At 50.6% G+C, this 22,801-nt stretch carries 25 protein-coding genes; 16 read left to right on the top strand and 9 right to left on the bottom strand.

The window, feature by feature from the left end; all coding sequences use genetic code 11:
• The first annotated feature begins 362 nt into the window (after positions 1-362).
• Positions 363-1,847: an amino acid permease gene (locus LOY35_RS11205; protein WP_258632489.1), complete on the top strand. Its 1,485-nt coding sequence runs from the start codon at positions 363-365 to the stop codon at positions 1,845-1,847.
• Between the two features lie 106 nt (positions 1,848-1,953).
• The gene (locus LOY35_RS11210) at positions 1,954-2,517 is read left to right on the top strand and encodes a TetR/AcrR family transcriptional regulator (RefSeq protein WP_258632491.1); all 564 of its coding nucleotides are present in this window, start codon (positions 1,954-1,956) and stop codon (positions 2,515-2,517) included.
• A gap of 472 nt (positions 2,518-2,989) precedes the next feature.
• Here the strand turns inward: LOY35_RS11210 and LOY35_RS28535 are convergent, their stop codons facing one another.
• Positions 2,990-3,460 (bottom strand): hypothetical protein, encoded by a 471-nt coding sequence (locus tag LOY35_RS28535; protein WP_408981253.1) that lies wholly within the window; start codon positions 3,458-3,460, stop codon positions 2,990-2,992.
• Positions 3,461-3,854: 394 nt separating this feature from the next.
• On the opposite strand from LOY35_RS28535, the gene LOY35_RS11220 reads away from it, so the two are divergent.
• From LOY35_RS11220 to LOY35_RS11240, 5 genes are all read left to right on the top strand, one after another.
• A complete protein-coding gene (locus LOY35_RS11220) occupies positions 3,855-4,409 on the top strand; it encodes an OsmC family protein (RefSeq protein ID WP_258632495.1) in 555 nt (184 codons plus the stop codon).
• Between the two features lie 97 nt (positions 4,410-4,506).
• Complete coding sequence (locus LOY35_RS11225; protein ID WP_258632497.1) at positions 4,507-5,280, top strand: SDR family NAD(P)-dependent oxidoreductase; 774 nt, start codon at positions 4,507-4,509, stop codon at positions 5,278-5,280.
• A gap of 180 nt (positions 5,281-5,460) precedes the next feature.
• Positions 5,461-6,084 carry a TetR/AcrR family transcriptional regulator gene (locus tag LOY35_RS11230; RefSeq protein WP_258632499.1) on the top strand — a complete coding sequence of 208 codons (624 nt, stop codon included), beginning with the start codon at positions 5,461-5,463 and terminating at the stop codon, positions 6,082-6,084.
• Between the two features lie 65 nt (positions 6,085-6,149).
• The gene (locus LOY35_RS11235) at positions 6,150-6,845 is read left to right on the top strand and encodes a DsbA family oxidoreductase (protein WP_258632501.1); all 696 of its coding nucleotides are present in this window, start codon (positions 6,150-6,152) and stop codon (positions 6,843-6,845) included.
• Positions 6,846-6,916: 71 nt separating this feature from the next.
• Complete coding sequence (locus tag LOY35_RS11240; protein ID WP_258632503.1) at positions 6,917-7,246, top strand: co-chaperone YbbN; 330 nt, start codon at positions 6,917-6,919, stop codon at positions 7,244-7,246.
• A gap of 37 nt (positions 7,247-7,283) precedes the next feature.
• Here LOY35_RS11240 and kefC read toward each other — a convergent pair whose 3' ends face one another.
• From kefC to LOY35_RS11265, 5 genes are all read right to left on the bottom strand, one after another.
• A complete protein-coding gene (gene kefC, locus LOY35_RS11245) occupies positions 7,284-9,110 on the bottom strand; it encodes a glutathione-regulated potassium-efflux system protein KefC (protein ID WP_258632505.1) in 1,827 nt (608 codons plus the stop codon).
• Position 9,111: 1 nt separating this feature from the next.
• On the bottom strand, positions 9,112-9,633 hold the full coding sequence (gene kefF / locus LOY35_RS11250; RefSeq protein ID WP_258632506.1) for a glutathione-regulated potassium-efflux system oxidoreductase KefF: 522 nt from the start codon (positions 9,631-9,633) through the stop codon (positions 9,112-9,114).
• 189 nt (positions 9,634-9,822) lie between these two features.
• On the bottom strand, positions 9,823-10,041 hold the full coding sequence (locus LOY35_RS11255; protein WP_258632508.1) for a 4-oxalocrotonate tautomerase family protein: 219 nt from the start codon (positions 10,039-10,041) through the stop codon (positions 9,823-9,825).
• A 170-nt stretch (positions 10,042-10,211) separates the two neighbouring features.
• On the bottom strand, positions 10,212-11,336 hold the full coding sequence (locus LOY35_RS11260; RefSeq protein ID WP_258632510.1) for an alkene reductase: 1,125 nt from the start codon (positions 11,334-11,336) through the stop codon (positions 10,212-10,214).
• Between the two features lie 44 nt (positions 11,337-11,380).
• Positions 11,381-11,713 carry a carboxymuconolactone decarboxylase family protein gene (locus LOY35_RS11265; RefSeq protein ID WP_258632512.1) on the bottom strand — a complete coding sequence of 111 codons (333 nt, stop codon included), beginning with the start codon at positions 11,711-11,713 and terminating at the stop codon, positions 11,381-11,383.
• Positions 11,714-12,023: 310 nt separating this feature from the next.
• Here LOY35_RS11265 and LOY35_RS11270 point away from each other — a divergent pair, with 310 nt between their 5' ends.
• Entirely contained in the window at positions 12,024-12,635 is a 612-nt protein-coding gene (locus tag LOY35_RS11270) for an ACP phosphodiesterase (RefSeq protein WP_258632514.1), read from the top strand.
• A gap of 45 nt (positions 12,636-12,680) precedes the next feature.
• On the opposite strand, the gene LOY35_RS11275 is transcribed toward LOY35_RS11270, so the two are convergent.
• Positions 12,681-13,184, bottom strand: a complete 504-nt coding sequence (locus tag LOY35_RS11275; RefSeq protein ID WP_008015727.1) for an Lrp/AsnC family transcriptional regulator — start codon at positions 13,182-13,184, stop codon at positions 12,681-12,683.
• 275 nt (positions 13,185-13,459) lie between these two features.
• Between LOY35_RS11275 and LOY35_RS11280 the strand changes: the two genes are divergently transcribed.
• From LOY35_RS11280 to LOY35_RS11315, 8 genes are all read left to right on the top strand, one after another.
• Positions 13,460-14,281 carry an ABC transporter substrate-binding protein gene (locus LOY35_RS11280; RefSeq protein WP_258632516.1) on the top strand — a complete coding sequence of 274 codons (822 nt, stop codon included), beginning with the start codon at positions 13,460-13,462 and terminating at the stop codon, positions 14,279-14,281.
• A gap of 48 nt (positions 14,282-14,329) precedes the next feature.
• Positions 14,330-15,133: an amino acid ABC transporter ATP-binding protein gene (locus LOY35_RS11285; protein ID WP_309475697.1), complete on the top strand. Its 804-nt coding sequence runs from the start codon at positions 14,330-14,332 to the stop codon at positions 15,131-15,133.
• Positions 15,117-15,785: an amino acid ABC transporter permease gene (locus LOY35_RS11290; RefSeq protein WP_258632518.1), complete on the top strand. Its 669-nt coding sequence runs from the start codon at positions 15,117-15,119 to the stop codon at positions 15,783-15,785. Before LOY35_RS11285 ends, LOY35_RS11290 begins: the two co-directional genes overlap by 17 nt.
• A 10-nt stretch (positions 15,786-15,795) precedes the next feature.
• Positions 15,796-16,461, top strand: coding sequence for an amino acid ABC transporter permease (locus LOY35_RS11295; RefSeq protein ID WP_258632520.1), 666 nt, complete (start codon positions 15,796-15,798; stop codon positions 16,459-16,461).
• Between the two features lie 71 nt (positions 16,462-16,532).
• On the top strand, positions 16,533-17,843 hold the full coding sequence (locus tag LOY35_RS11300) for an FAD-binding oxidoreductase (protein ID WP_258632522.1): 1,311 nt from the start codon (positions 16,533-16,535) through the stop codon (positions 17,841-17,843).
• 277 nt (positions 17,844-18,120) lie between these two features.
• Entirely contained in the window at positions 18,121-19,623 is a 1,503-nt protein-coding gene (locus LOY35_RS11305) for an FAD-dependent oxidoreductase (RefSeq protein WP_258632524.1), read from the top strand.
• A gap of 105 nt (positions 19,624-19,728) precedes the next feature.
• Positions 19,729-20,106 carry a Rid family detoxifying hydrolase gene (locus tag LOY35_RS11310; RefSeq protein ID WP_258632526.1) on the top strand — a complete coding sequence of 126 codons (378 nt, stop codon included), beginning with the start codon at positions 19,729-19,731 and terminating at the stop codon, positions 20,104-20,106.
• 32 nt (positions 20,107-20,138) lie between these two features.
• Positions 20,139-21,260 carry a PLP-dependent cysteine synthase family protein gene (locus tag LOY35_RS11315; protein WP_258632528.1) on the top strand — a complete coding sequence of 374 codons (1,122 nt, stop codon included), beginning with the start codon at positions 20,139-20,141 and terminating at the stop codon, positions 21,258-21,260.
• Between the two features lie 123 nt (positions 21,261-21,383).
• Here LOY35_RS11315 and LOY35_RS11320 read toward each other — a convergent pair whose 3' ends face one another.
• Both LOY35_RS11320 and LOY35_RS11325 read right to left on the bottom strand, forming a co-directional pair.
• Entirely contained in the window at positions 21,384-21,698 is a 315-nt protein-coding gene (locus LOY35_RS11320; protein ID WP_258632530.1) for an EthD family reductase, read from the bottom strand.
• A 25-nt stretch (positions 21,699-21,723) separates the two neighbouring features.
• Positions 21,724-22,599, bottom strand: coding sequence for a TauD/TfdA family dioxygenase (locus tag LOY35_RS11325; protein ID WP_258632532.1), 876 nt, complete (start codon positions 22,597-22,599; stop codon positions 21,724-21,726).
• Positions 22,600-22,801 lie beyond the last annotated feature (202 nt).

A 22,801-nucleotide genomic window follows, 5' to 3' on the forward strand; every position in this document is an offset into this window, starting at 1 on the left:
ATTTGGCTACGCACTAGCTACCGCAGATTCCAGATTAAAGTGCCATTTTTGTTAAATGTCTACTACAAGGTTGGCGTGTAACAAAAATCCTTTCAAAAACAACATATTGTAAATAATTAAAAAATAGAGTTTGCATGGCTACCATGTGAATGGTAGGTTTTTTGTGTCTTGGGGTTTCGCTACCTGGTCGATCGAGAAGCGATGATCTGAGCGTGCTGTGGCGTTGAGCAGGAGAGGTTTAGTGTCTTTGACGACATGGGAGCTCAAGGCTTCTCTCGCACTTCCCGCTTGGAATGGGAAGAAGAAAGTTAAGTTTGCAAGGGGTAAGAACAAAAACTGCAAATTAATCGCTTGGGTGGAACATGAAAAAACAAAAAATACAAACTCTCTCAGCAGTTCAGTGCGGCAACGAACTAAAAGATAAATCGAACTGGCTTGATTCCCATGAAAGCGGATATTCAAAGCATTTAAAGAAACGTCATGTACAAATGATGGCGCTAGGTGGAGCCATCGGTACAGGTCTGTTCCTGGGGGCAGGGGCCAGACTGCAAATTGCGGGGCCTGCACTTGCGGTGATTTATTTGGTTTGTGGGATATTTGCCTTTTTCATTTTGAGGGCGCTGGGTGAGCTAGTGATGCACCGTCCAAGCAGTGGAAGTTTTGTATCTTACACCAGGGAGTTTATGGGTGAGCGTGCCTCTTTCGTTGCAGGATGGATGTATTTTGTAGTTTGGGCGTTAACAGGCGTTGTTGATATAACCGCCATTGCTATTTATATGAAGTATTGGAGTGTGTTTTCGGATGTTCCTCAGTGGGTATTCGCGCTAAGTGCTTTGGGTGTAGTGACATTGATGAACATGGTCGGTGTCAAATGGTTTGGTGAAATGGAGTTCTGGTTCGCCGTGATAAAGGTCGCCGCTATCAGTATTTTTTTGGTGATCGGGTCGTTCTTTTTTGCTACTGGCCATGAGGTGGCAGGACATATTCCGGGCTTGCATTTGATCACGGATAACGGGGGGATATTTCCACATGGGCTTTTGCCAGCAATCATCATCGTGCAAGGCGTCATCTTTGCTTATGCGAGTATAGAGTTGGTGGGGACTGCCGCTGGCGAGACGACGGATGCTAGAAGTGTTATCCCAAAAGCCATTAATGGTGTGATCTGGAGAATAGGTTTGTTCTACGTGGGTTCGGTATTTTTGCTTGTTACCGTACTCCCCTGGACTGCCTATAGCGCTAACATCAGTCCTTTTGTAACTTTTTTTGAAGCACTTGGTGTACCTGGTATTGGCTCCGTTATGAATATCGTTGTGATGACAGCGGCGCTCTCAAGTCTCAATTCAGGTTTATACGCCACTGGGCGTGTATTGAGATCGCTTGCCATGGGCGGGTCAGCGCCAAAAATGTTTAAACGAATGAGCAGCCAAGGGGTACCCTATATGGGAATCTTGGTCACCATGGGGATTAACGTATTTGGTGTTGTACTAAACTTCTTGATTCCATCGCAATTATTTGAGCTCTTGCTGAACTTAGTATCGCTGGGAATTCTTTCGACTTGGGCATTCATTGTTCTATCGCAAATAAATTACCGTCGTGCTGTAAAAAGAGGTGAGGTCGAAATGGTCTCATTTAGAATGCCTGGAGCGCCGTTCACCTCTTGGCTAACTCTTGCTTTCTTGCTTGTGGTATTGGTTCTCTTGGCGTTCGATTATCCCAACGGAACTTACACCGTTCTTTCTATACCGTTAGTCGCTGGAGCACTGATGCTGGGTTGGTCGAAGGCCGTCCGTTCCAAAGCTAAAGGTTCGGAAGCAATTGAAAGCGATCCTAGCCACGTAGGGGCCTAGCTTAATAGAGATGAGAGGTCGTTTTACAGCGTCCTCTCATCTCTAGAGTTGAACTGTTGCCTTAAGGCAGTTAATATGCATTCATTAAAAACTCTAGGTAAGCTTTATGAGTACGCGTTCCGACCTTTTAACCACCGCCGAGTTATTGCTGCGCACCAAAGGCTACGCTGCATTTAGCTATGCCGATCTGGCTGACGAAATTGGCATAAAAAAGGCGAGCATTCATCATCACTTCCCTACAAAGGAAGGGCTCGGAATCGCTGTTATTGAGAGTTATCTATTCAGATTTTCCAAGAATCTAGAATCAATAAACGAAGAGAGTCATGATGTAGTCGCTCGGTTAAAAGCATTTGCCGAGCTTTTTGTCGATAGCTCGGATAATGGCATGCTGCCACTTTGCGGTGCACTTGCAGCTGAGCTATCTGCGCTGCCAGAAAGCCTTAAAGAGTTGACCAAGAAGTTTTTTGAGATTCATATTTCTTGGTTAGAAAGTAATCTAGTCATAGGTCAATCCCAAAAAGTCATTAAGGCAGATCTCAATCCGAAAGAGGTTTCAAGAGCGATCTTGAGCTTGCTTGAAGGCAGCAGTTTTGTTTCCTGGGCCCTTGGCGACAAGGTGGTTGATCAGTCTGGGTTTAATTTGATTTTGCAAACTATTATCGTTTCGTAACTCGCGCTCAGGATTCTATTCTATAGTGCCGCTCCTCCGTGGGGCGCACTTTACGCGGGCGGCAGTGTAGTGAGTGAACGCAATGGCAGACGCTACATTTCCTGGCGCAATGAGTACCACACCTAGCCAAGACTGATTATCCCGTTAACGCTTCGACGGCACAGCTGACCGAGTTTTCCGTTGGGTTGTACCAGGTTGGAGGGGAATATTCCCATTATCACGCGGCAACAGGAAACCTCATACGTCTTGGCGGTTTCGGTCTCCGGCATGTCGTCTATGAAGGCAGGAAAGCCCCCAAAACTAGAAGTACACATCCTTACTCAGAGGAACACTTCGCGTCACTGAGGCGAGGAGCCGTATGCGGTAGTTCCGCGCGGATCAGCGGGGAGATGGCAGCTAACCGCCATTCCCACTGCGACCTTTAGAGATACATATCCATAGGATTCACTGCCTACTCCCTTAGATTGACCAGCTACCTAAGTGAAGCCACTGCATCGGAGCCAATACCACCGATCCGAATCTTTGTTTCTTTGGAAGCCACTTGATTTTTACCCACGCGATCCGAGCCATCAGCGGCTAGACCTTTTGCTCCCACATGATCGGCACCGTCAGCGGCTAGACCTTTTGCTCCCACATGATCGGCACCGTCAGCGGCAAGACCTTTTGCCCCGACATGATCGGCACCGTCAGCGGCGACACCTTTTGCCCCGACATGATCGGCACCGTCTGCAGCCAGGTCTTTTGCCCCGACATGATCGGCACCGTCAGCGGCGACACCTTTTGCCCCGACGTGATCGGCACCGTCAGCGGCCACCTGGCCCGTGCCATGCTCAGCACCACTTCGTGCTAATGCGTCGGTGCCGACAGGATCAGCACCATCAGATGCGATGGCGGTAGGTTTGGCTTGGATATCGACAATCGATACAGAGCTTGCGGTGGGCAGTTCTTGCGCCTCTGTACGTAACGACGCTTGAGGCCCTGCGATGTATATTCCAATTGCTGATAAAAAAAGACCTGAAGCAATTTTACGGTTCATGACTGCTCTCCCTGATACCTTTTCGAAAAAATTTTTAAACCTAGTAAAGGTTTAGAGCGTAATAGCCTTTCTTTGGTTTAAGCCATCCTACTCATAGGCGTTTTGCCGTCCGTCCATTCGGATAGACAGTGCCTAGCTGTGCGCTATGTTTACCAGGCTTGTGAGTAGGTTACTCCTTGCCGGCTCTGGTGCGTCAGGCAAAATCTAAAAATTTTATTGCATCCATACCTACCAGTTGGTAGAGTTGTTTAGTCGAACATCAATCCACGCGCAAAAATGCGTTGCACAGAGGACTTACCAAATGACAAATAACCTGAACGGTATTGACGTAGCCGCCCTGCAGCAGTTTGCCCAAGGTGTTGCCGAGGATGCGGGCAAGCGCCACGCCAGCTTTAACGTCAAGACTCAGTGGAAAGGCCAGACGCGCTCTGTGGCCAAAGTCAGTCGCTACAGCCTCGCCGGTGAGACCTATTCCCGTGATTTCGAAATCGCCGCCGATGAGCCAAATGAGTTGCTGGGCCAGAACAGTGCGCCTAACCCTCAAGAACTGCTGATGGCCGCTCTCAACGCTTGCATGTCGGTCGGCTATGCGGCCAACGCCGCCATGATGGGTATCAAGATCCACAGTCTGGAAATTGAGACGGACGGTACCCTCGACCTGCGTGGTTTCTTGGGTCTCGACGAGAGCGTGAACCCAGGCTACGACGAAGTGAGCTTCGTCGTTCGCCTGCACACCGATGCGCCCCGTGAACGTGTGGAAGAGCTGCACAAGAATGTACTCAAGACGTCGGTCAACTACGCCAACTTCTCGAAAGCCATTCGTATGGTGCCGACCCTCGAGGTTCGTGAGGACTGATTTTCATCGGGTTTGACTCTCTGAACCCTAAGAGCGCCAGCAGACGAATGATCTCTGGCGCTGCAATTTTTGGAAATTAAGTTAACTGGAGTATGAAATGAACGATTTTTTCAAAGGTAAGAAACTGCTTGTTGTAGGTGGCACCAGTGGTATGGGTCTGGAAACGGCCCGCATGGTGCTGAAAGCGGGTGGCAGCGTGGTGTTGACAGGCAGCAAGCAAGACAAGGCAGACGCCATCCGTGGCGAGTTGAGCGTGCTGGGCCCGGTTTCCGTGATAGTCGCTAACCTCATGACTGAAGAGGGCATGAATTTCGTTCGCAACGAAATCAATGCCAACCATAGCGATATCAGCCTGATGGTGAACTCCGCTGGCATATTCATTCCCAAAGCCTTCACCGAGCACGACGAGGCTGAGTACGACATGTACCTGTCTCTCAACCGTGCGACGTTCTTCATCACTCAGGCCGTAGTCAAGAACATGCTCGCCGCCAAGCGCGAAGGGTCAATTGTCAACGTCGGCTCCATCGGTGCACAGGCCGCATTGGCTGGTTCGCCGGCCTCTGCCTACTCCATGGCGAAGGCAGGTCTGCACGCGCTGACACGCAACCTGGCAATTGAATTGGCTCACTCGGGTATCCGCGTCAACGCCGTCTCGCCAGGGATCGTTCACACCTCGATCTATGAAGGGTTCATGGACAAAGAGGCGATCCCGGAAGCGATGAAGTCGCTGAACGATTTCCATCCACTGGGCCGAGTTGGTGTTCCGGAGGATGTGGCCAACACCATCGTGTTCCTGCTGTCGGACAAGACATCCTGGGTGACCGGAGCGATCTGGGACGTGGATGCGGGAATTATGGCCGTTCGTGCCTGAGTTCAGCTAACGCTGTCTGATGGAAGTCGCCTGAGTCGACTTCCATTCCATCACCAAGAGTGCTGGGAGGTGTATGTAATGGCTCAAACGTTTATCCAAGGCCATTCGAACTGGCCCAGCTGGCAGCAGCTTGCCAGCTTTTGGTGTAGGGCGGCTGAAGACTAGCCGCAGGAGTTTTCAATGTCAGTTTCGACAAGAGCAGCGCTGTTAAAAGTCGCGGAAAACCAAATGAGGTCTAAAGGCTACTCGGCATTTAGTTATGCTGATCTAGCCGCGACGATTGGTATTAGAAAAGCCAGCATTCATCACCACTTTCCTACCAAAGAGTGTCTCGGTCAAGAGTTGATAAAGGACTCTATCAATCGCTTCGAAACGACCATTAGGTCAATTGAAGACGCTGATGAGGATCCTTTGATGCGGCTTCGAGCGTTTTCCCGTCTTTTCGTCATCAGTGCGAATGAAGGGCTTCTACCGTTGTGTGGCGCACTGGCGGCGGAAATGGCAGCACTGCCTTTATCGCTTCAAGTGCTTACTCGAGTATTTTTCGAGACGCAACTTGACTGGCTCCAGAGAACCATCAGTGAGGCGGCTGTTCAGAAAGGCTGGTTACTGGCCAGGCCCGCTCAATCCTATGCATTCATGCTGTTGAGCGCATTAGAGGGCGCGAGTCTCATTGATTGGACATTGGGCAGATCGGCAGATCCCTTAGCTGGGTTCGACTGCTTGCTCGAATCGGTGGAGCGATCAGCCGTAATGGCCGCTCGTGAGATCAAACATACCAGTGGGCATCAACAGAGTTGTTAACAGTCGCTTTTAGCCTTCCCTCAATAGCGACGACTTCTTTTATTTCCTTTCAAACAGAGTGATTTATGAGCAGTGTTTCGAAGAAATTCGTAGTAGATATTTGGTCTGATTACGTCTGTCCTTGGTGCTGGGTCGCTAAGCGTCGTTTTGATAAAGCGCTTGAAAGCTTCCCTCACAAGGACAGCGTTCAAGTCAACGTTAGAGCTTACCGTCTTGCCCCGAACCACGTTGCTGAGCCTATGGTAGACGCCCTCAAACGTAAATTGGGTAGCCCTGGCGCTGCTGTAACCATGATGACTACGGTGAAGCAGTATGGCCAGTCTTCGGGGCTTGATTACCGTTTTGAAACCATGCTATTTGGCGATACTGCAGATGCGCACGTATTGGTCAAAGCAGTTGAAGATGAAGCGGTGAAGAAAAACCTGGTGGAAGCGCTGTATGAGCAAAGTACCACCCAGGGTAAGTCGCTTTTTGAAAGAAATAGTTTAGAGACGATAGCGAAGTCTGTAGGGGTATCTGACGAGTCGATTCGACTCGCGTGGTCATCCCCGGATCTGCGCCTTCAGATGCAGAAAGACGAGCGCGCGGCGGCCCAGTTTGGCTCAGGCGTTCCATTTTTTGTGTTCAATAATTCGTTTTCTGTTTCGGGTGCTCAGCCTCAGGAGGCTTTTCTCCAGGCACTGAATCAAATGTATTTGGAATCAAAGGATGAGGATGAGTCGTTCAGTGGTCAAGTCTGCGGTCTTGATGGATGTAATTGATGCTACAGACTTTGCGGCACCTGTTGGTGCTGCAATCTCTGGATTTGGAGTGGCGTGTGAGTGAGGTGTAAATGAACCGTATCGTAGACTTGAAGGCCGAACAGTTCGCCAGATTCGTTGCAAAAGGTAGCAGCGTCGTGCTGTTTTCGGCGTCTTGGTGCAAACCATGCCAGGAAATCAAACCGGTCTTTCACGACCTGGCAGACAAGCTGCATTCTCGCGCAGCCTTCGGAAGGATTGATGTGGCTGTTTCGCCGACGATTTCCCAGATGTACGGTATCCGGTCAGTGCCATCCTTGGCGATTTTTCACGAGGGGCGGTTGCGCTTAGTCTTGGCCGGCTCTCGTTCGGTTGCCGCGTTGAAGAAAGCAATCTTGGCTGACTTAAAGGACGTCCTGTAGACCGACCTCAGAATGGCTTTAGATTTTCGACCTTCATTTAGCCATCTTTCTCTTCCGCTTTGGCTCGCCCTTGATCTGGCCAGTTATTGATCGGATGAGCTCGATCTTCGTTGAAAATTTCCGTCAGCAGGGCGTTGGCCCGTTTGTAGGCGTCGTACTTGAGCTCGGTATCATCCTCGGGCTGCGCGGTCATTTCCTCAAGCATTTCCAGATTCAGGCGACGGAATCGATCTGCGCGTTCACGGGCCTCGTAGCGCCCGACGCCCAGTTGTTCCAGCGCTTTGCGCCCAAGGGACAAAGCGCTCTCAAAAGTTTCCCGCTCGACCGCCTCTACGCCCATCTGCCGTAGGGTAATGATGTGCCCCATATCGCGAGCGCGCACCACCAGCTTTAGGGAGGGAAAATGCTCTTGGGCCAGCCGGGTCAGTGCCAGATTATCGTCCTGATTGTCGATGGCGTTGATCAGCACAACTGCTTGAGCCGCTCCGGCGGCATGCAGCAAATCAAGGCGGGTCGCGTCGCCGTAGAACACCTTGACCCCGAACTTGCGCAACGTCTCGATATGATCGGGATCGTGATCCAGCACCACTACTTCAAAGCCACAGGACATTAATAGACGGCCCGAGATTTGGCCGAATCGACCAAAGCCGGCGATGATTACCCGAGGATTGCGTTGGTCGATGGTGTCCGCTTCCTGATTGTCCTGTTTACTTGCGGACTCCAGGCGATTGAGCACTAGGATCAGCAGAGGTGTGACGCACATGGACAGTGCTACTGCCAAGGTCAGGCTTTTACCCCAAGGGTCGACCAGGATGCCGGCAACCGTTGCTGCGCCAAACACGACGAAGGCGAACTCACTGCCTTGACCGAGAAACACCGCTTGCCAAGAGCGCTGTTCAGTAGGGACACTCAAGAAGCGACCCAGGAGTTTGATCATCAGCAGCTTGATCAGGATAAAACCCAAGGTTAGCGTTAAGACTTTCAGCGGCGCATTGATCAGCGTGCCGAAGTCGATCGACATGCCGACGCCGATAAAGAACAAACCGAGTAGCAGCCCCTTGAATGGCTCAATGTCACTTTCCAGCGCGTGCCGGTATTCTGAGCTGGCTAACAGGACTCCGGCGAGAAATGCTCCCATCGCCATCGACAATCCTGCCTCTTCCAGCAACAACCCGAATCCAAACACCAGAAACAACGCAACGGCACTGAAGATTTCGCGCAAGCCCGAGCGCGCGACAAAGCGCAGAACGGGCCGGGAAACGTACTGACCCAAGAGCACCACCGCGACGATCGCACCGACGATTTTTGCGATGGACAGCGCGAGTTCAGCGCCGGAGGGCGTACCACCATTTGCTGCTAATAATGGAATCATCGCGACTAGCGGAATCGCCGCGATGTCCTGGAACAACAGCACGGCAAAGCTGCTGCGACCCACGGCGGTCGGGATCATGTTTCGCTCGTTCATGGCCTGCATGGCGATGGCGGTCGACGATAGACTCAGCGTCAACCCCACCAACAGTGCTGCTGTCCAGTTCAAGCCAAGCGCGGCGCAAAACACGGCAATTGCAACACCGCAGGCCAGCATCTGCAATGCGCCGCCACCGAAGACCATTCGGCGCATGGCCCAAAGGCGTTTGGGATCAAGTTCGAGCCCAATGATAAACAACATCAAAACTACGCCGATTTCAGCAAAGTGCAGGATGGATTCCACATCCGTTACCAGCTTCAGGCCCCACGGGCCGATCAGGCAGCCGGCCAACAGATAGCCGAGAACCGGGCCAAGTCCTAACCGAACGGCGATTGGGACTATCAAGGCAGCTGAGCCCAAGTAAATGAGCATTTCAATCAGACTGTGAGTCTCCATATCAATCTTCCTTCCAGGAGGCCAGGCGCGCGTAATAGTGCTCAATTTGTGAGTGTAGGGCGTCGGGTACAGCGGCATACGCGCCGTGCACCACGACCGGGTTCAGCCAGCGCATGTTGCAATAGATTGCCGTTGCGTGGAGGGGTTGAGCCAACACCGAGAAACTTGGGTGGCCGCCTATTTGGAAATGATCGTGCTCGCCACCCGTCGTGACGGCCCACAGCAGACTCTTATCTTTGAGGGCAACAGAGCCTTTGCCGTATGCCCAGCCGTGAGTGAGTACTTTATCGATCCATAATTTCAAAAGGGGCGGGGAGCTGTACCAATACATCGGATGTTGCAATACCAGCAGCTGTGCTTGATCGACCGCTCTCTGTTCAGCCTCGACGTCGATATTGAAGTCCGGATAAAGGTCGTACAGGGAGCGGACGACTACGTCCGGATTACTGGCTACGTGTTCGAGCATAGCTTGATTGACAAGTGATTTTTCGGGGTAGGGATGAGCGTAAATGATAAGAATCAAGATGACCTCCAGGAGGTCCGTTAGGTCGATGAGTAATAGAACCCACCCCACGTAAAGGACGGTTCTCATTCAAGCACTTTGAGGCAAATTAATCATTTTGAATGAAAAAAGCCCTTCCTGGAGAAGATGCCAAGTCCCAAGGGACGAGATGCACCAATCCAGAAAAGGCTTGATTATCAGGGCAGCGTTTTATTCGCCAGCTTGTAGTTTTAGCACCTTTTCTGCGGTGATGGGCTCTCCGGCAATACCCCAGCTGCCGCTTTTGACCTCCTCGAAAAGAACCCAAGTGAGAGCGCGCATGTTTTCACCCTCCACTGAGACCATAGCCTCGGTAACTTTATGAATCACCTCGGCTTTTTGTTCTTCCGTGAAAACGCCTTCGATACCTTTAATAATGACTAACGGCATAGTGTGCTCCATTTATGCAAGGGCTGAGGGTCAGTGTCGAAGACGCCCATCTCTTCGTGACCTTGGGGACGCGGGTTCTTCCGGTTTTTACAGCGGACATGACAGGTGGGCTCCGCATTACGACAGGCCAGCCCACGCAAAACTCCACATAGGCTGTGCCCTTAAAGCAATTACGCTTTAGCCGGAACAGGTTTAGCTGCGTTAACGTAATTCGGATAGTCAGTGTAGCCCTTGTCAATCGAATCGCTGACGCCGTAGTAGGTTGCACGATCGCCTTCCGCCAATGGCCAGCCGTTCTGCATGCGCTCTACCAGATCAGGGTTGGCAATGTAGGCGGTGCCGAAAGCGATCAGGTCGAGTTCACCTTTGGCGAGTTCAGCCTCTGCGATCTCTTTGGTGAAGCCGCCGGCAGCCATCAAGGTGCCTTTGTAGACTTCGCGGAATGCGGCGCCGAAACCCGGAGGTGTTTGCGCGGCGAGGATGGTCGGTTGGTAGTTAAGGTGAACGAACGCCAGCTCGCGGTCATTAAGCGCAGCCGCCATGCTCATCCAGGTTTCTTCCTCGCCTTCATACACGCCAAAGTCATAGAGACGGCCAAACGGCGAGAACCGTACACCAATCTTCGAACCACCAATTTCGGCAGCAATTGCGTCAATGGTTTCCAGCAAGAAACGCTGACGATTGGCGATGGAGCCACCGTACTGGTCGGTACGAGTGTTCAGGGCGCTGCTGAGGAACTGATCGAACAGGAACCCGTTGGCGGCCATGATTTCGATACCGTCAAAACCGGCGTCCATCGCCATGCGCGCAGATTTCACGAAGTCCGCGATGACGCGTTTCACTTCCTCAGTTTCCAATGCACGTGGTGCGCTGGGTTGTACCGGGCCGGATTTACCAGGCTCGATCCAGGCATACACAGTGGTATCAACTGCCGGCTGCGTACCCGAAGATACGGGCACCATGCCATGCACCGAGAGGTGGGACATGCGGCCAACGTGCCAGAGTTGCGCAAAAATCTTACCGCCCTTGGCATGCACGGCTTCAGTGACTTTGCGCCAGCCTGGCAAGTGCTCATCTTCGTAAATGCCAGGGGTGTACAGATAGCCGCGAGCCTCGTCGGAAATCGGCAGGCCTTCGGTGATCAACAAACCGGCAGATGCACGTTGCGCGTAATACAGCGCGTTGGATTCATTTGGAATGTTGTTCAGGGTACGGGTGCGGGTCATCGGCGCCATGACAACACGGTTTTTTAGCGCAATGCCTGACAAATCGTAAGGAGTGAACAGCTTATTCATGATTAATCTCGACGTCGTTAAAGAGTTGAATGTCGTGGTCTGATTCAGGACTTGTCAAAGGCGTCCAGCACATGAGTGCTGTAGACCAGCGCAGCCCCTGCGTTCATGTTGATTGCTACGCCCAAAGCTTCCGCAACCTCTTCAGTTGTTACGCCGAGCTTTTTGGCTTCCGCAGCGTGGAAAGCGATGCAGCCATCACAGCGGGTTGTGACAGCGACGGCCAGAGAAATCAGTTCGCGAGTTTTGGCGTCAAGGTGATTTGTTTTCGCACCAGCATTGCCTAGCGATGCCATGCCCTTCAGGGTTTCAGGGGACATGCTATTCAGCTGTACCAGACGGGCATTGATGTCTTGACGGGTTTGCTTCCAATCTTGCATAGGATTCTCACGTGGGCGTTAACGCCCTGTAGGTTCGGGTTAATTTTGAATCTGCGCATACGCTACCATCCAGTTGGTAGGCTTGCAATGAGAAAAGCGACAACCGGCGTAATTCTGTCATTCTTAAGGTGGTCGCGGGCGACACGTAGCTGGAAATCTAGGGTTGCTGGGCGGCTTTGAATCGGGTATTGATTGACTACCTAGTGAATGGTAGCTCTCCTGTCGAGGGCCGATCCCGGACAGCGGAGCCCAGCTCTATCAATCCTCCGGGTGACCATTCAGAAAGCCCTATAGTTAGTAGGAGTCGCTGATGAACTACCTTGCACATCTCCACTTAGGCGGTCAGGAGCCGCAGCAACTGCTGGGGAGTCTTTATGGGGATTTTGTAAAAGGGACGTTTTTAGGAAATTTCTCTGCACGGACCGCAGAGGCAATCAGGCTGCATCGCCGAATTGATGTGTTTACGGATTCCCATCCATTGGTTAGGCGGGCGCTTGGGCGATTCCCTGTAGCAAGACGTCGCTATGCGGGAATCGCGCTCGACATGTTCTTCGACCATTGCTTAGCGCGGGATTGGGAGCTATACGCCGATCTGCCCTTGGACGTTTTCTCTCAAAAAGTCTACCGACTTTTGAAGGACGAGCCCGCGTTGCCGGAGCGCTTGGCTCAAGTCGCGCCGTTGATTATTTCGGAAGATTGGCTTGGCGCGTATAGGGACTTTTCGATGATCGGCCATGGGCTGGAAGTCATCGCCCTGCGCCTATCACAGCCAGAAGGTTTGCTGGGTGCATACGAAGAGCTGACAGGGCTGTATGAGCCGCTGAGTGCGGATTTCCTAGAATTCTATCCACTGCTGTGGCAGTACGCCCAACCGGGTTCGGAATTAGGAAAAACATCGCCAATTCCGATAGTTAACGTTTAGACCAGGCAGCTCGTTTGGATACAAAGAGCTGCCTCTGAAGCTGATTTAATCAGGAATAAAATCAAGCGGTACCTCGCTTGTTGATTTTATCTCTTCCATTGCAAACATCGACGTGATGTTCGCTACAGGCAACTGACCGATGATTTTTTTATAAAGCACGTCATAGGCTTGGATATCCGGCAAGAAAGCGCGGATCAGGTAATCAACCTCACCACTCATCCGATAGATATCAACAATTTCTGTCATGTCGCGAGTCGCTTGATAGAAACGATCTATCCATTCAATGGAGTGCTCCCTTGTTTTGATCATGATGAACACTGTCACTTTTGCATTGAGTGTCGTTCTGTCGAGGATGGCTACACGTTTTTTGATGAACCCTTGCTGCTCCAGGCGTTGAATCCTGCGCCAGCAGGGTGTCATGGAGAGACCGACCTGCTCTGCGAGCTCGGTTACGGGCTGAGTAGCGTCGCGCTGTAGCCCCGCCAGTATTCGACGATCGATACGGTCTAGACGGGAGGAACGATCCGGCAGCTTTGAAGAACTGGTCATTTACACAGCCTCGAAAAAATATTGCACATATAGAGAAAACATTGGAAATGGCTTCCAAGTCAAGAGGTTCAGGTGTGGAAATTTTGCAATAGTTTACCTATTGTCAAATGGTAGTCTTTTTTCAACAGCGAGACGGATCGAGCGGAGTGCTTCATCAGGGAGAAAAAAAGAGGTGCGTTCCAGCCCCAAAGCGGGCGCGCTGAAAATAACAAGAGGCTCAGAGGGCCATCCCCTCGAATCTGCGCTTGGCCGGCGCATCACTGGGAGATACCGATATGATTTTCAAACGTATGGGCATGCGTCTGTTACCGGCATTGGTTCTAGTAGGAGTGGTTTGCGGATCATCAGGCGTTTACGCCGAGGGTGAGGGGGATGGCGTGTGGGCTACTGCTCAGAAATCTGGATCTATTCGATGTGGCACGGCCGAGGCTCCGCCCTACATCATGAAAGACCCGGCTACTGGTGAGTATTCTGGTTTCTTCGTCGATGCGTGCAGAGAATTTGCTGAGATCCTGAAGGTCAAGGCGGTATTTGTAGACACCAGTTGGGACAACATGATTGCCGGCTTGCAATCCAGGAAATGGGATTTAGCACCGGCACTCACGGCTACCCCACAACGTGCGCTTTCTATCGTCTTTTCAAAAAACCTATCAGCTACCGAATCGACCTTTATCTACAACCACAAAAATCCAAAGACGAATCAGCCGAAAAGCGTTGCAGATATCGACCAGCCTGGCGTGACCATCGCTGTATCGTCTGGCACTGCTCAAGATAAGTCACTAACGGCCATCATCAAAAACGCATCAATTATGCGTTTGCCTGGCCCGGACGAGATCCGTTTGGCTGTAATGTCTAAACGCGCTGATGTGATTTTTGATACGTCAGCAGCTAACGACTTATTCGCTGCTTCGCACACCGACTGGGCTGTCGTTCTTAAGCCGGCGCCGGCAATCGACAAGAAAGGCGTTTCGTTCGGTTTACGACGTGATACCTCATACGCTGATCTTCAAGTGTTAGACCTCTATATCAATGACGCTGTCACGACCGGTCATATGGATGAGCTAATCAAAAAAGCTATCGCACACGAGACTAAGTAATTTGTATTAGTGAGTGTTAGAGGCTGTCTGAACTTGGAGTAGAAGCTAATGGCAACTGCAAACTATCTCGTGGAAATGAAAGGTCTGCATAAAAGCTATGCAGGTGGCGTAAAACCTGTACTACAAGGTTTGGACATTAGCATGTGCCCAGGTGACCGTGTCGTCGTGATCGGGCCGAGTGGTGGCGGAAAGAGTACATTGCTGCGAGTGTTAATGGGGCTAGAAGATATTGATAAAGGCCAATTGCTTTTTCAAGGAAAAAACTATATTACGACTGACAAGTTTGGCAGGACAGTGATTGATAAGGAAATCCGTCGTAATATTGGAATGGTGTTCCAGCATTACACATTGTTCCCGCATCTCAATATTCTTCAAAACCTGACACTTGCACCCATCAAGGTGAGAGGTGAATCAAAGCAGTCGGCAGAACTCCGAGCACGTGGTTTGTTGACGAGATTTGGGTTGGAGGCAAAGGAAAAAGCCTATCCAGCTCACCTGTCTGGCGGGCAGAAGCAACGAGTCGCCATCGCCAGAGCTTTGATGCTCGATCCAAAGCTGATGTTGTTTGATGAGGTGACTTCTGCTCTCGATCCCGAGCTGGTAGCTGAGGTCGAGCAAGTCATTATGCATTTGGCTGAACAATCTATGCCAATGGTGATAGTGACTCACGACATGCACTTTGCCAAAAACATCGCCTCACGCGTGATCTTTTGCGCTGGGGGCGTGGTAGTCGAAGATGGGCCACCTGAGCAGGTTCTCGGTAGACCGAAGGAAGCTCGAACGAGAGAGTTCATACAGCGAGTCTTTCATATTGGCGAGACTGCAGGAGTGGGACGTGAACTATCAATTTGATTTGTTCTTTATCGCGAATGGGCTATGGCCGCTGCTCAAGGGATTGGTCGTAACCCTGGAGCTCACGATAGCAGCGAATATCATCGGATTGACCCTGGGTTTCATCATCGCGCTATTGGTGATGAGCCCTAATCCAATTCTCCGTTGGCCTTTTACTTTGTTTATCGAGTTTTTTCGCTGTACCCCTGCGCTTGTTCAGATCGTATGGTTTTTCTACTGCATACCCATCATATTCGATGTTTACATAGACGCACTGACTATGGGGATTTTGGCGATTGGGCTCAACTTGGCAGCGTTCAACGCGGAGGCGTACAGGGCGGCCATCCAGGGCGTTCAAAGCAATCAGTATGACGCAACTGTTGCGCTGGGACTTTCTCCGTTTCAACGAACTGTGTATGTGGTGCTCCCACAAGCATTCCGTTCGGCGCTACCTGTATTGGTTGCAAACGGCATCGGTGCATTCCAGCAAACTGCGCTGGTCGCGATCGTCGCCTTGCAAGATCTAATGTATATGGGAAAAATTTTGGCCACCGACACTTATCGACCTATCGAAGTGTTTACCGTCATTGCTCTTATATATTTCGCTATATCGTTCCCTGTATCTCAGCTCGTAGAATATATAGAGCGACGCCGTAAAGCGGAAAATTCATGAGGACGCGACCATGGAACTAGATTTCTCAGTAGTTTTTGATTACAAGGCCGCGTTATTTTTTGGACTCTTATTAACTCTAAAACTCACAGCGATATGCGTTGTGTTGGGGTGTGCTTTAGGTTTCTTGGTTGCGATTGCAAGAAGCTCCAAAAGTAAAATTCTCTACGGCGTCAGCACTGTCTACGTGGCACTGTTTCGCGGTACCCCCGTGTTGATTCAGTTGTTTTGGATGTTTTTCTGCTTGCCTCTGGTCTTAGGCGTTGAACTCTCGAACCTGACTTGCGGAATCATCGCGCTGACGTTGTATATGGCGGCGATCACCAGTGAGACGTTTCGTGCATCGTTCAGCTTCGTTAGCAAAGAGCAACATGATGCGGGGGTTGCTCTCGGACTGACTTACCGTGTCCATACGGTGTACGTTCTTCTACCGCAGGCGCTCCTCAGAGCGGCTCCCACACTGTTATCGAATTGCACTAGCTTGTTTAAGGAGAGTGCACTCGTCTCCGCCGTGGGTATGGCTGACTTGATGTTCGTTAGTCAAAACATATCTAACCGAACAGGGCATCCAGTGGAGTTGTTGACCGCTGCTGCAGTCATTTATTTTGTAATTGCGTTTCCTATTACTCGCGCTGTCACGGCCCTGGAGCGGAAAATTTTGCACACCATGGCTATTTAGTTAAGCAAAAAAACCAACCCTTTGTAGCGATTGAAAACAGTTAATAAATTACGCGCTCGTAGCGAAGTAGGATGACTATGTTTAATGGCGATAGACCTTTCATTAGCGGACAAGAATCTGAAATCAACCATTCAATGTGGTCTGCGACCGGTGGGGAAAAGCCAGAAAGCGTGATTCTGGCGCGGCAAGAGTCTTGCGATGTCTTGATCATTGGCGGCGGATTCAATGGCGTGACTGCTGGGCTCCACTGTGCAGAACGCGGCGCTAGGACAATATTGGTTGAAGCCCAAGAAATTGGTTCTGGTGCTAGCGGACGGAACGCAGGGCAGGTAAATCCTGGTCAGTTTCTCTCGCCGGAACAAATTCTTCGTGCGCTCGGCCCGGATTACGGTCAGCTTTTTTTGAAGGAGTTGGGCAGCGCGCCTGACGTCGTCCGTCAACTGATACGCGATTACGGTATTGACTGTGCCGCTGACGAAAGGCCTATCATCCGCTGTTCAACGTCTGCTCAGAAAACACGAGAACTCGAGACCCAGGCCTCGGATTGGCAAGCCTTGGGCGCGAATGTTCAGATGGTCTATGGCTCTGAACTCGAAGAGATGAACGGATCGAGCCGATATAAAGCTGCACTGATCGATCACCGCGGATTTACGCTTCAACCGCTTGCCTACGTGCGCGGGTTAGCGCGAGCCGCAGTCGCCAGAGGTCTTAGAATTTCTACTGGGTCTAAAGTGACATCCCTGGAACCTTCAGGCACCGGATGGGTTGCTACCACCGGCAATACGACAATAAAAGCCGATAAGGTCATTCTCTCAACCAACGCATACAGCAATGATCTGGTACCAGGTTTCAAAGAGGAAATAATGCCTCTTGGTGCTTTTGGTATCGCCACTGCAGATCCGTTACCTCCTGAGTGGAGAGAGCGAATTTTGCCTCACTACATAGCCATGTGGGACACCCATAAGATACCGCTGTGGTTCAGATATGACCCGGTAGGGCGTCTTCATGTTGGGTCTATTGGATTCCTTCCCATTCATTCGGAAGGGGATAATTGGGTAAATCGCGCCATGAAGTTTGTCTACCCATTCGCGCCCACATTTAAATGGGGTTATCGGTGGTCGGGCACGCTTGGCCAAACGGTCGACAGATTGCCGCATCTCGTTGAACCGCGCCCGGGCATCTTTGCAACCATCGGATGTAACGGACGAGGCATTGCGCCAAATGCTTATTTCGGAAAAATGCTGGCTAAAATCGCACTCGGCGATGATGTAATCACTCCGTTGCCACTAAGAAAGTCTACGAAATATCCAATGCGTGAGATTGCATTAGAAGCCTATGACGCTGGAATTCGTTTCTATCGTAATACGTTACTTTTTACGTAACCAAAACGAAAAAAAATCGTGGGCTTTGCAGTGCTGTTGGAGGTCTTTGTTCACGTGTTAGCGAATCCTGGAAAAATAATTCCAAGAGTTCGTTGTTTTTTAGAAAGTTATTCAGTTTTTCCTAACTTTAGTGGTGAAGATTGGAAACTGCTTTTGGTGAAGGAAGAATACACTGACTTTATCGAGCCCGATTAGCGAAATAGCGAAATGAGCGGCCCCTAGGCTGTTTGCGACGAGATGACCTATATTTCGGTTCTATGTAGATAGGTGAAGAAAAATGAGTGTGAAATCAACAGAATATAGTGCTCTAGATGAACTGGCGTCCAGGGTGCAGACCGATCTCCACGTTCTACGTTTTCCTCATGACCCTTGGGTACTGCCTCAGACGCACCCTAGCGGCAAGCATGTCTATGACGTTGCTATCATCGGGGGAGGCCAAGGCGGGTTGGCAATCGCTGCAGGTCTCTTACGCGAACGGGTTGATAACATCGTTGTTTTTGATCAGCAGCCCAAAGGTCTGGAAGGCCCCTGGAACAATACGGCGCGGATGCGCACTTTGCGTACCGTTAAGCATTTGCCGGGTATTGATGCGACATTAAGCAGTCTTGCACCTCAAGCATGGTACACAGCCAAATACGGCGAAGAGGCTTGGGAAGAGCTGATCAAAATTCCGAAGGGGGACTGGCAAGAGTATCTAACATGGTGTCGCGATACGCTGAAGATCCCAGTCGAGAATCTTACTGGCGTCTCCAAGGTCATTCCAGAAGACAAACTATTTCGATTAGAGCTGAACAGATTCGACGGTCGAGGGGAAATATCGGCTCGCGACGTTGTTTATACTCGCAGAGTGGTTGTTGCGACGGGCGTTGATGGCGGCGGGGCCTGGCACGTACCCAAGTTCATCTCATCGGCATTGCCTAAAGATCGGTATGCATCTTCAGGAGAGCATATTGATTTTTCCAAGCTTGTAGGGAAAAAGATAGCGGTTCTCGGTGCAGGCGCATCAGCATTCGACAACGCTTCGACCGCGCTTGAGGCGGGAGCGTTAGAAGCGACTGTTTGTATTCGTCGCAAAGATATCCAGCGCATTAACCCTCAGATCTGGATGGCAAAAGCAGGATTTCTTAATCATTACGCTGATATGGATAATTCCCTGAAGTGGAAATACATGCGGCATATGTTCAGGTACAACATTCCAGCTCCGCAGGACGCCTACAATCGCTTGTCAGGCTTAGCAGGTGCGAGCGTTCGTACCCATGCGGCCTGGGAAGGGGTGAAACTCGTAATGGATGACGGAAAAGAACACGTTGAGGTCACCCTGGCGTCTGGAGACAAACTCAACGTGGACTACTTGATAGTCGCCGTTGGTTTTGTGAATGATTTTTCTCTACGCCCGGAGCTTTCAAGCATTGCCAATGACATAGCACTCTGGCAAGACAAATATAGCCCGGCTCATGGGGAGGAAGATGCTCAAATTTCCAGTCATCCCTACCTGGGCGAGAATTTTGAATTTGTCGAGAAACGGCCCGGGGAAGCGCCCTACATTTCGAAAATTTTCAATTTTACCTACAGCGCGCTCGTCAGTATGGGGCTTTCCGGCTCGGCTATCAGCGGCTTTAGATATTCGGTTCCTCGCGCAGTACGTGGAATCACCAAGTCACTCTACCTTGAGGATGCTGAAGAGATTTACAATAAGTTCACCGATTACGCTGAGCTTGAGATGGTAGGGGTCGTTCCCTTCAATAATTCAACTCAAGCAAGCAAGAGTTTCGCTGATTGAGTCAAGCATCGTTGGTTAGTCCGTGATAGGTATCACTAAGCGATACTTTTACTAAAATACAATTATAATTTTTAATATCCGTTAATAGTGGATAGGGATTATTTTATGCGAGATATTTCAACTTTGTTAGCACCAGCTGCCGTCGGCCCCTATTCGCAAGCAGTCTGTCATGGCGAATATCTTTTTGTTTCGGGACAGCTCGGCATTGACCCTTCCAAGGGAGAACTGGTGGCGGAAGATGCCTTGCTTCAAATGAAACAGTGCCTCAGTAATATTTCAGCGATTGCTGGAGCAGCGGGTACCGATATTTCGAAGACGATCAAAACAACAATAATGGTTACGAACTTAGGTGATTTCGCCAGGTTGAATGAAGTGTATGCGACCTATTTTTCTTCACCGTTCCCCGCTCGCGCCACGTTCGAGGTTTCCGCACTACCGAAAGGTGCCCTTGTCGCAGTAGACGCAATTGTCGCATTGGACTGAATGTTGAATCAGTGGTCAACTACAGGATATTTATGAATCTTAATCTCGGAAATCAGGATAAAGAGTGGACACGCTGGGCGATCGGCGTGTTGCAGGGGGATGCCAATCGTTCTGCCGATACACATCTGATTCCTTTAGATTTTAATGGGTTGCCTGGAATATCGATTTATCTGAAAGATGAGTCTACTCATCCTACAGGCAGTCTGAAGCACCGCTTGGCACGATCGCTTTTCCTGTATGGCATCTGCAATGGCTGGATAAAAAAAGGTACTTTATTAGTCGAGGCATCTTCTGGCTCAACAGCGGTCAGTGAGGCGTATTTCGCTAAGCTCCTAAATCTGCCCTTTACTGCAGTCATGCAGCGTTCCACCAGTTGCCAGAAAATCGATGCTATCAATCGTCTGGGGGGGACATGTCACTTTGTTGACAATCCTGGGGCTATCTATACGGTTGCCGAGCAACTTGCTTGTGAAACGGGTGGTCATTATTTAGACCAGTTTACAAATGCAGAACGCGCTACGGACTGGCGCGGCAATAATAACATTGCTGAAAGTATATTTTCGCAAATGGCAATGGAGCAAGATCCTGAGCCCGCTTGGGTGGTTATGAGTGCCGGCACGGGAGGAACATCAGCCACCATCGGAAGGTATATAAAGTATAAGCATCTGAATACTCGACTTTGTGTCGTTGACGTTGAACATTCCGCTTTCTACGAATCCTACGATACTGGGGATAAGGCGAGCATTTGTGCCACTCCCTCTCGAATCGAAGGTATCGGTCGGCCGAGGGTAGAGCCTTCGTTCATCCCGGATGTCATCGATCACATGATAAAGATTCCAGACGCCGCTTCACTTGCTGCCATGCACGTTCTTTCAGAGCGGCTATCGCGTCGAGTTGGTGGTTCTACGGGAACGAATTTCTTTGGTGTTTGTTGTATCGCGGAGCAAATGCACTCACAGAAGCAGACGGGATCGATAGTATCGGTAATTTGCGATTCGGGAGATCGTTATGCCTCTACGTATTACGATGCTGACTGGCTTAAAGAGGCCAATATTGATATAAGGCCTTATGAGAAGTATTTGAATTCATTTCTCGATGGAGAAACTTCAGATGTGTCACTGGTCAACCTCTGTAAAAATGTACGAGGCCAGTAGTCGATTTTGACTCATGATCGCTTATTAATAAGCTGACGACGCTTATGCACGCTTTAAATAATCAGGCACCTGATTATAAAAAACCAGGTGCCTTTCGGTTTGCGCCAATCGGTATCTTGGAGATCAGCCGACGAGCACTTCGCTGATCTGAATGATGGGCTTGAGATTGGTGTAATTGGCGATGTCGGCCCCGATGGCCTTGGCATGCGGCCCGAATGCTGCGGCGAATGCATCGAGTGATTCGAAGAAGAGATGACCAATCGCAATGTAGGTCGGAGCGCTTCCAGGCACTGGACCTTGAAGGCCTTTTTCAATAGTGAAGTGACTGCAGGCCCCGGCCATCTTCTGCTGAATCATCGTCATATGCTGATCACGATAGTAATCGAAGTCGAAGGTTGCGCCAGCTTCATTCGGGTACAGAATGCTTACGGCAATCATTGGATTTATTCCCCTGGTTTATTGATTAAACGGATGGAACACCAGCAGGGCGTTCGCCTGAGACGGTTGTTCGATGCATGAGGCGCAGGTGACCGTCGTAGCCGCCGTCTGCATTGTGCAGCGTACAGCGGTTGTCCCACAGGGTAAGCATGTTCGGCGCCCACCGGTGACGGTAGACATAGATGTCCTGCACCATGTGGTGATACAAAAAACTCAACAACGCCGTTGACTCTCCATGATTCAGACCCTGGATACTCTGCGTGTAGACAGGGCTAACATACAGAGCCCTGCGACCGGTTACCGGATGTACTCGTACCAGCGGGTGCGGCCAGGTCTTGTCGGCGTCTTCACTGACTACGATCTTCATTGAGCGTACTTCTGTCTCTTTTGCGAACAGACCGTTTTTACCATAAGGCATGCTCGCAGAATGTATCGCGACAAGAGGGTTCAGGAGTCCCTTCATCGTCTCAGAAAGGTCATCGTAGGCACGATACCCGTCGGCAAATAGTGTATCGCCACCCACGGGCGGAGTGATCTTGGCATGCAGGATGGTTCCCGCCGGCGGCTGTTCCTGAAAGCTCCAGTCTGAGTGCCACTGGGCACCAAAGTTGACTGCCTTTTCTTCAGCCTCGCGTCTGAGTTCGAGAATGTGCGGATGAGCCTCCATTGGGACGATGTATGGATCCACTCCAAACTCACCAAACTGAAGCGTGAACGCCTCCAGTTGTGCGTGGGAGAGCGGCTGATCCGGGAAATAAATGACCGAATGCCTGGCCCACGCGTCCTTCACTTCTCCTAGTACCGCTGCCGTGAGTGGCTTATCTATAGAGATACCGGTAACCCTGGCGCCAAAACCGTGAGCCTCGGGTTCCACCTGTATATGCCTGAAGTAGCTCTCCATATCGCAGTCCCCTTCTCTCGTTTTTATAAAAAATCACAGGATGACCGTGGAGCGATTCTCCGACGCCAGTCCTTTGCTGTCGTTGCTACAGTGCGACAGAGAATTGATTTGGGATGCCAGTACCTCGGGCGGTTGTTCCCCGTTTTAATTAAATTGTCGTGTCGGAACAAATATTTGGCGTGTGGTGCCATTCACGCCGATT

The sequence above is a fragment of the Pseudomonas sp. B21-028 genome, assembly GCF_024749045.1.
In the GTDB taxonomy this organism is placed as follows: Bacteria; Pseudomonadota; Gammaproteobacteria; order Pseudomonadales; family Pseudomonadaceae; genus Aquipseudomonas.

Coding starts and splice junctions, on each gene's coding strand:
- LOY35_RS11205 (WP_258632489.1), top strand. CDS start 363: ATGAAAAAACAAAAAATACAAACTCTCTCAGCAGTTCAGTGCGGCAAC.
- LOY35_RS11210 (WP_258632491.1), top strand. CDS start 1,954: ATGAGTACGCGTTCCGACCTTTTAACCACCGCCGAGTTATTGCTGCGC.
- LOY35_RS11220 (WP_258632495.1), top strand. CDS start 3,855: ATGACAAATAACCTGAACGGTATTGACGTAGCCGCCCTGCAGCAGTTT.
- LOY35_RS11225 (WP_258632497.1), top strand. CDS start 4,507: ATGAACGATTTTTTCAAAGGTAAGAAACTGCTTGTTGTAGGTGGCACC.
- LOY35_RS11230 (WP_258632499.1), top strand. CDS start 5,461: ATGTCAGTTTCGACAAGAGCAGCGCTGTTAAAAGTCGCGGAAAACCAA.
- LOY35_RS11235 (WP_258632501.1), top strand. CDS start 6,150: ATGAGCAGTGTTTCGAAGAAATTCGTAGTAGATATTTGGTCTGATTAC.
- LOY35_RS11240 (WP_258632503.1), top strand. CDS start 6,917: ATGAACCGTATCGTAGACTTGAAGGCCGAACAGTTCGCCAGATTCGTT.
- kefC (WP_258632505.1), bottom strand. CDS start 9,110: ATGGAGACTCACAGTCTGATTGAAATGCTCATTTACTTGGGCTCAGCT.
- LOY35_RS11255 (WP_258632508.1), bottom strand. CDS start 10,041: ATGCCGTTAGTCATTATTAAAGGTATCGAAGGCGTTTTCACGGAAGAA.
- LOY35_RS11260 (WP_258632510.1), bottom strand. CDS start 11,336: ATGAATAAGCTGTTCACTCCTTACGATTTGTCAGGCATTGCGCTAAAA.
- LOY35_RS11265 (WP_258632512.1), bottom strand. CDS start 11,713: ATGCAAGATTGGAAGCAAACCCGTCAAGACATCAATGCCCGTCTGGTA.
- LOY35_RS11270 (WP_258632514.1), top strand. CDS start 12,024: ATGAACTACCTTGCACATCTCCACTTAGGCGGTCAGGAGCCGCAGCAA.
- LOY35_RS11275 (WP_008015727.1), bottom strand. CDS start 13,184: ATGACCAGTTCTTCAAAGCTGCCGGATCGTTCCTCCCGTCTAGACCGT.
- LOY35_RS11280 (WP_258632516.1), top strand. CDS start 13,460: ATGATTTTCAAACGTATGGGCATGCGTCTGTTACCGGCATTGGTTCTA.
- LOY35_RS11285 (WP_309475697.1), top strand. CDS start 14,330: ATGGCAACTGCAAACTATCTCGTGGAAATGAAAGGTCTGCATAAAAGC.
- LOY35_RS11295 (WP_258632520.1), top strand. CDS start 15,796: ATGGAACTAGATTTCTCAGTAGTTTTTGATTACAAGGCCGCGTTATTT.
- LOY35_RS11300 (WP_258632522.1), top strand. CDS start 16,533: ATGACTATGTTTAATGGCGATAGACCTTTCATTAGCGGACAAGAATCT.
- LOY35_RS11305 (WP_258632524.1), top strand. CDS start 18,121: ATGAGTGTGAAATCAACAGAATATAGTGCTCTAGATGAACTGGCGTCC.
- LOY35_RS11310 (WP_258632526.1), top strand. CDS start 19,729: ATGCGAGATATTTCAACTTTGTTAGCACCAGCTGCCGTCGGCCCCTAT.
- LOY35_RS11315 (WP_258632528.1), top strand. CDS start 20,139: ATGAATCTTAATCTCGGAAATCAGGATAAAGAGTGGACACGCTGGGCG.
- LOY35_RS11320 (WP_258632530.1), bottom strand. CDS start 21,698: ATGATTGCCGTAAGCATTCTGTACCCGAATGAAGCTGGCGCAACCTTC.
- LOY35_RS11325 (WP_258632532.1), bottom strand. CDS start 22,599: ATGGAGAGCTACTTCAGGCATATACAGGTGGAACCCGAGGCTCACGGT.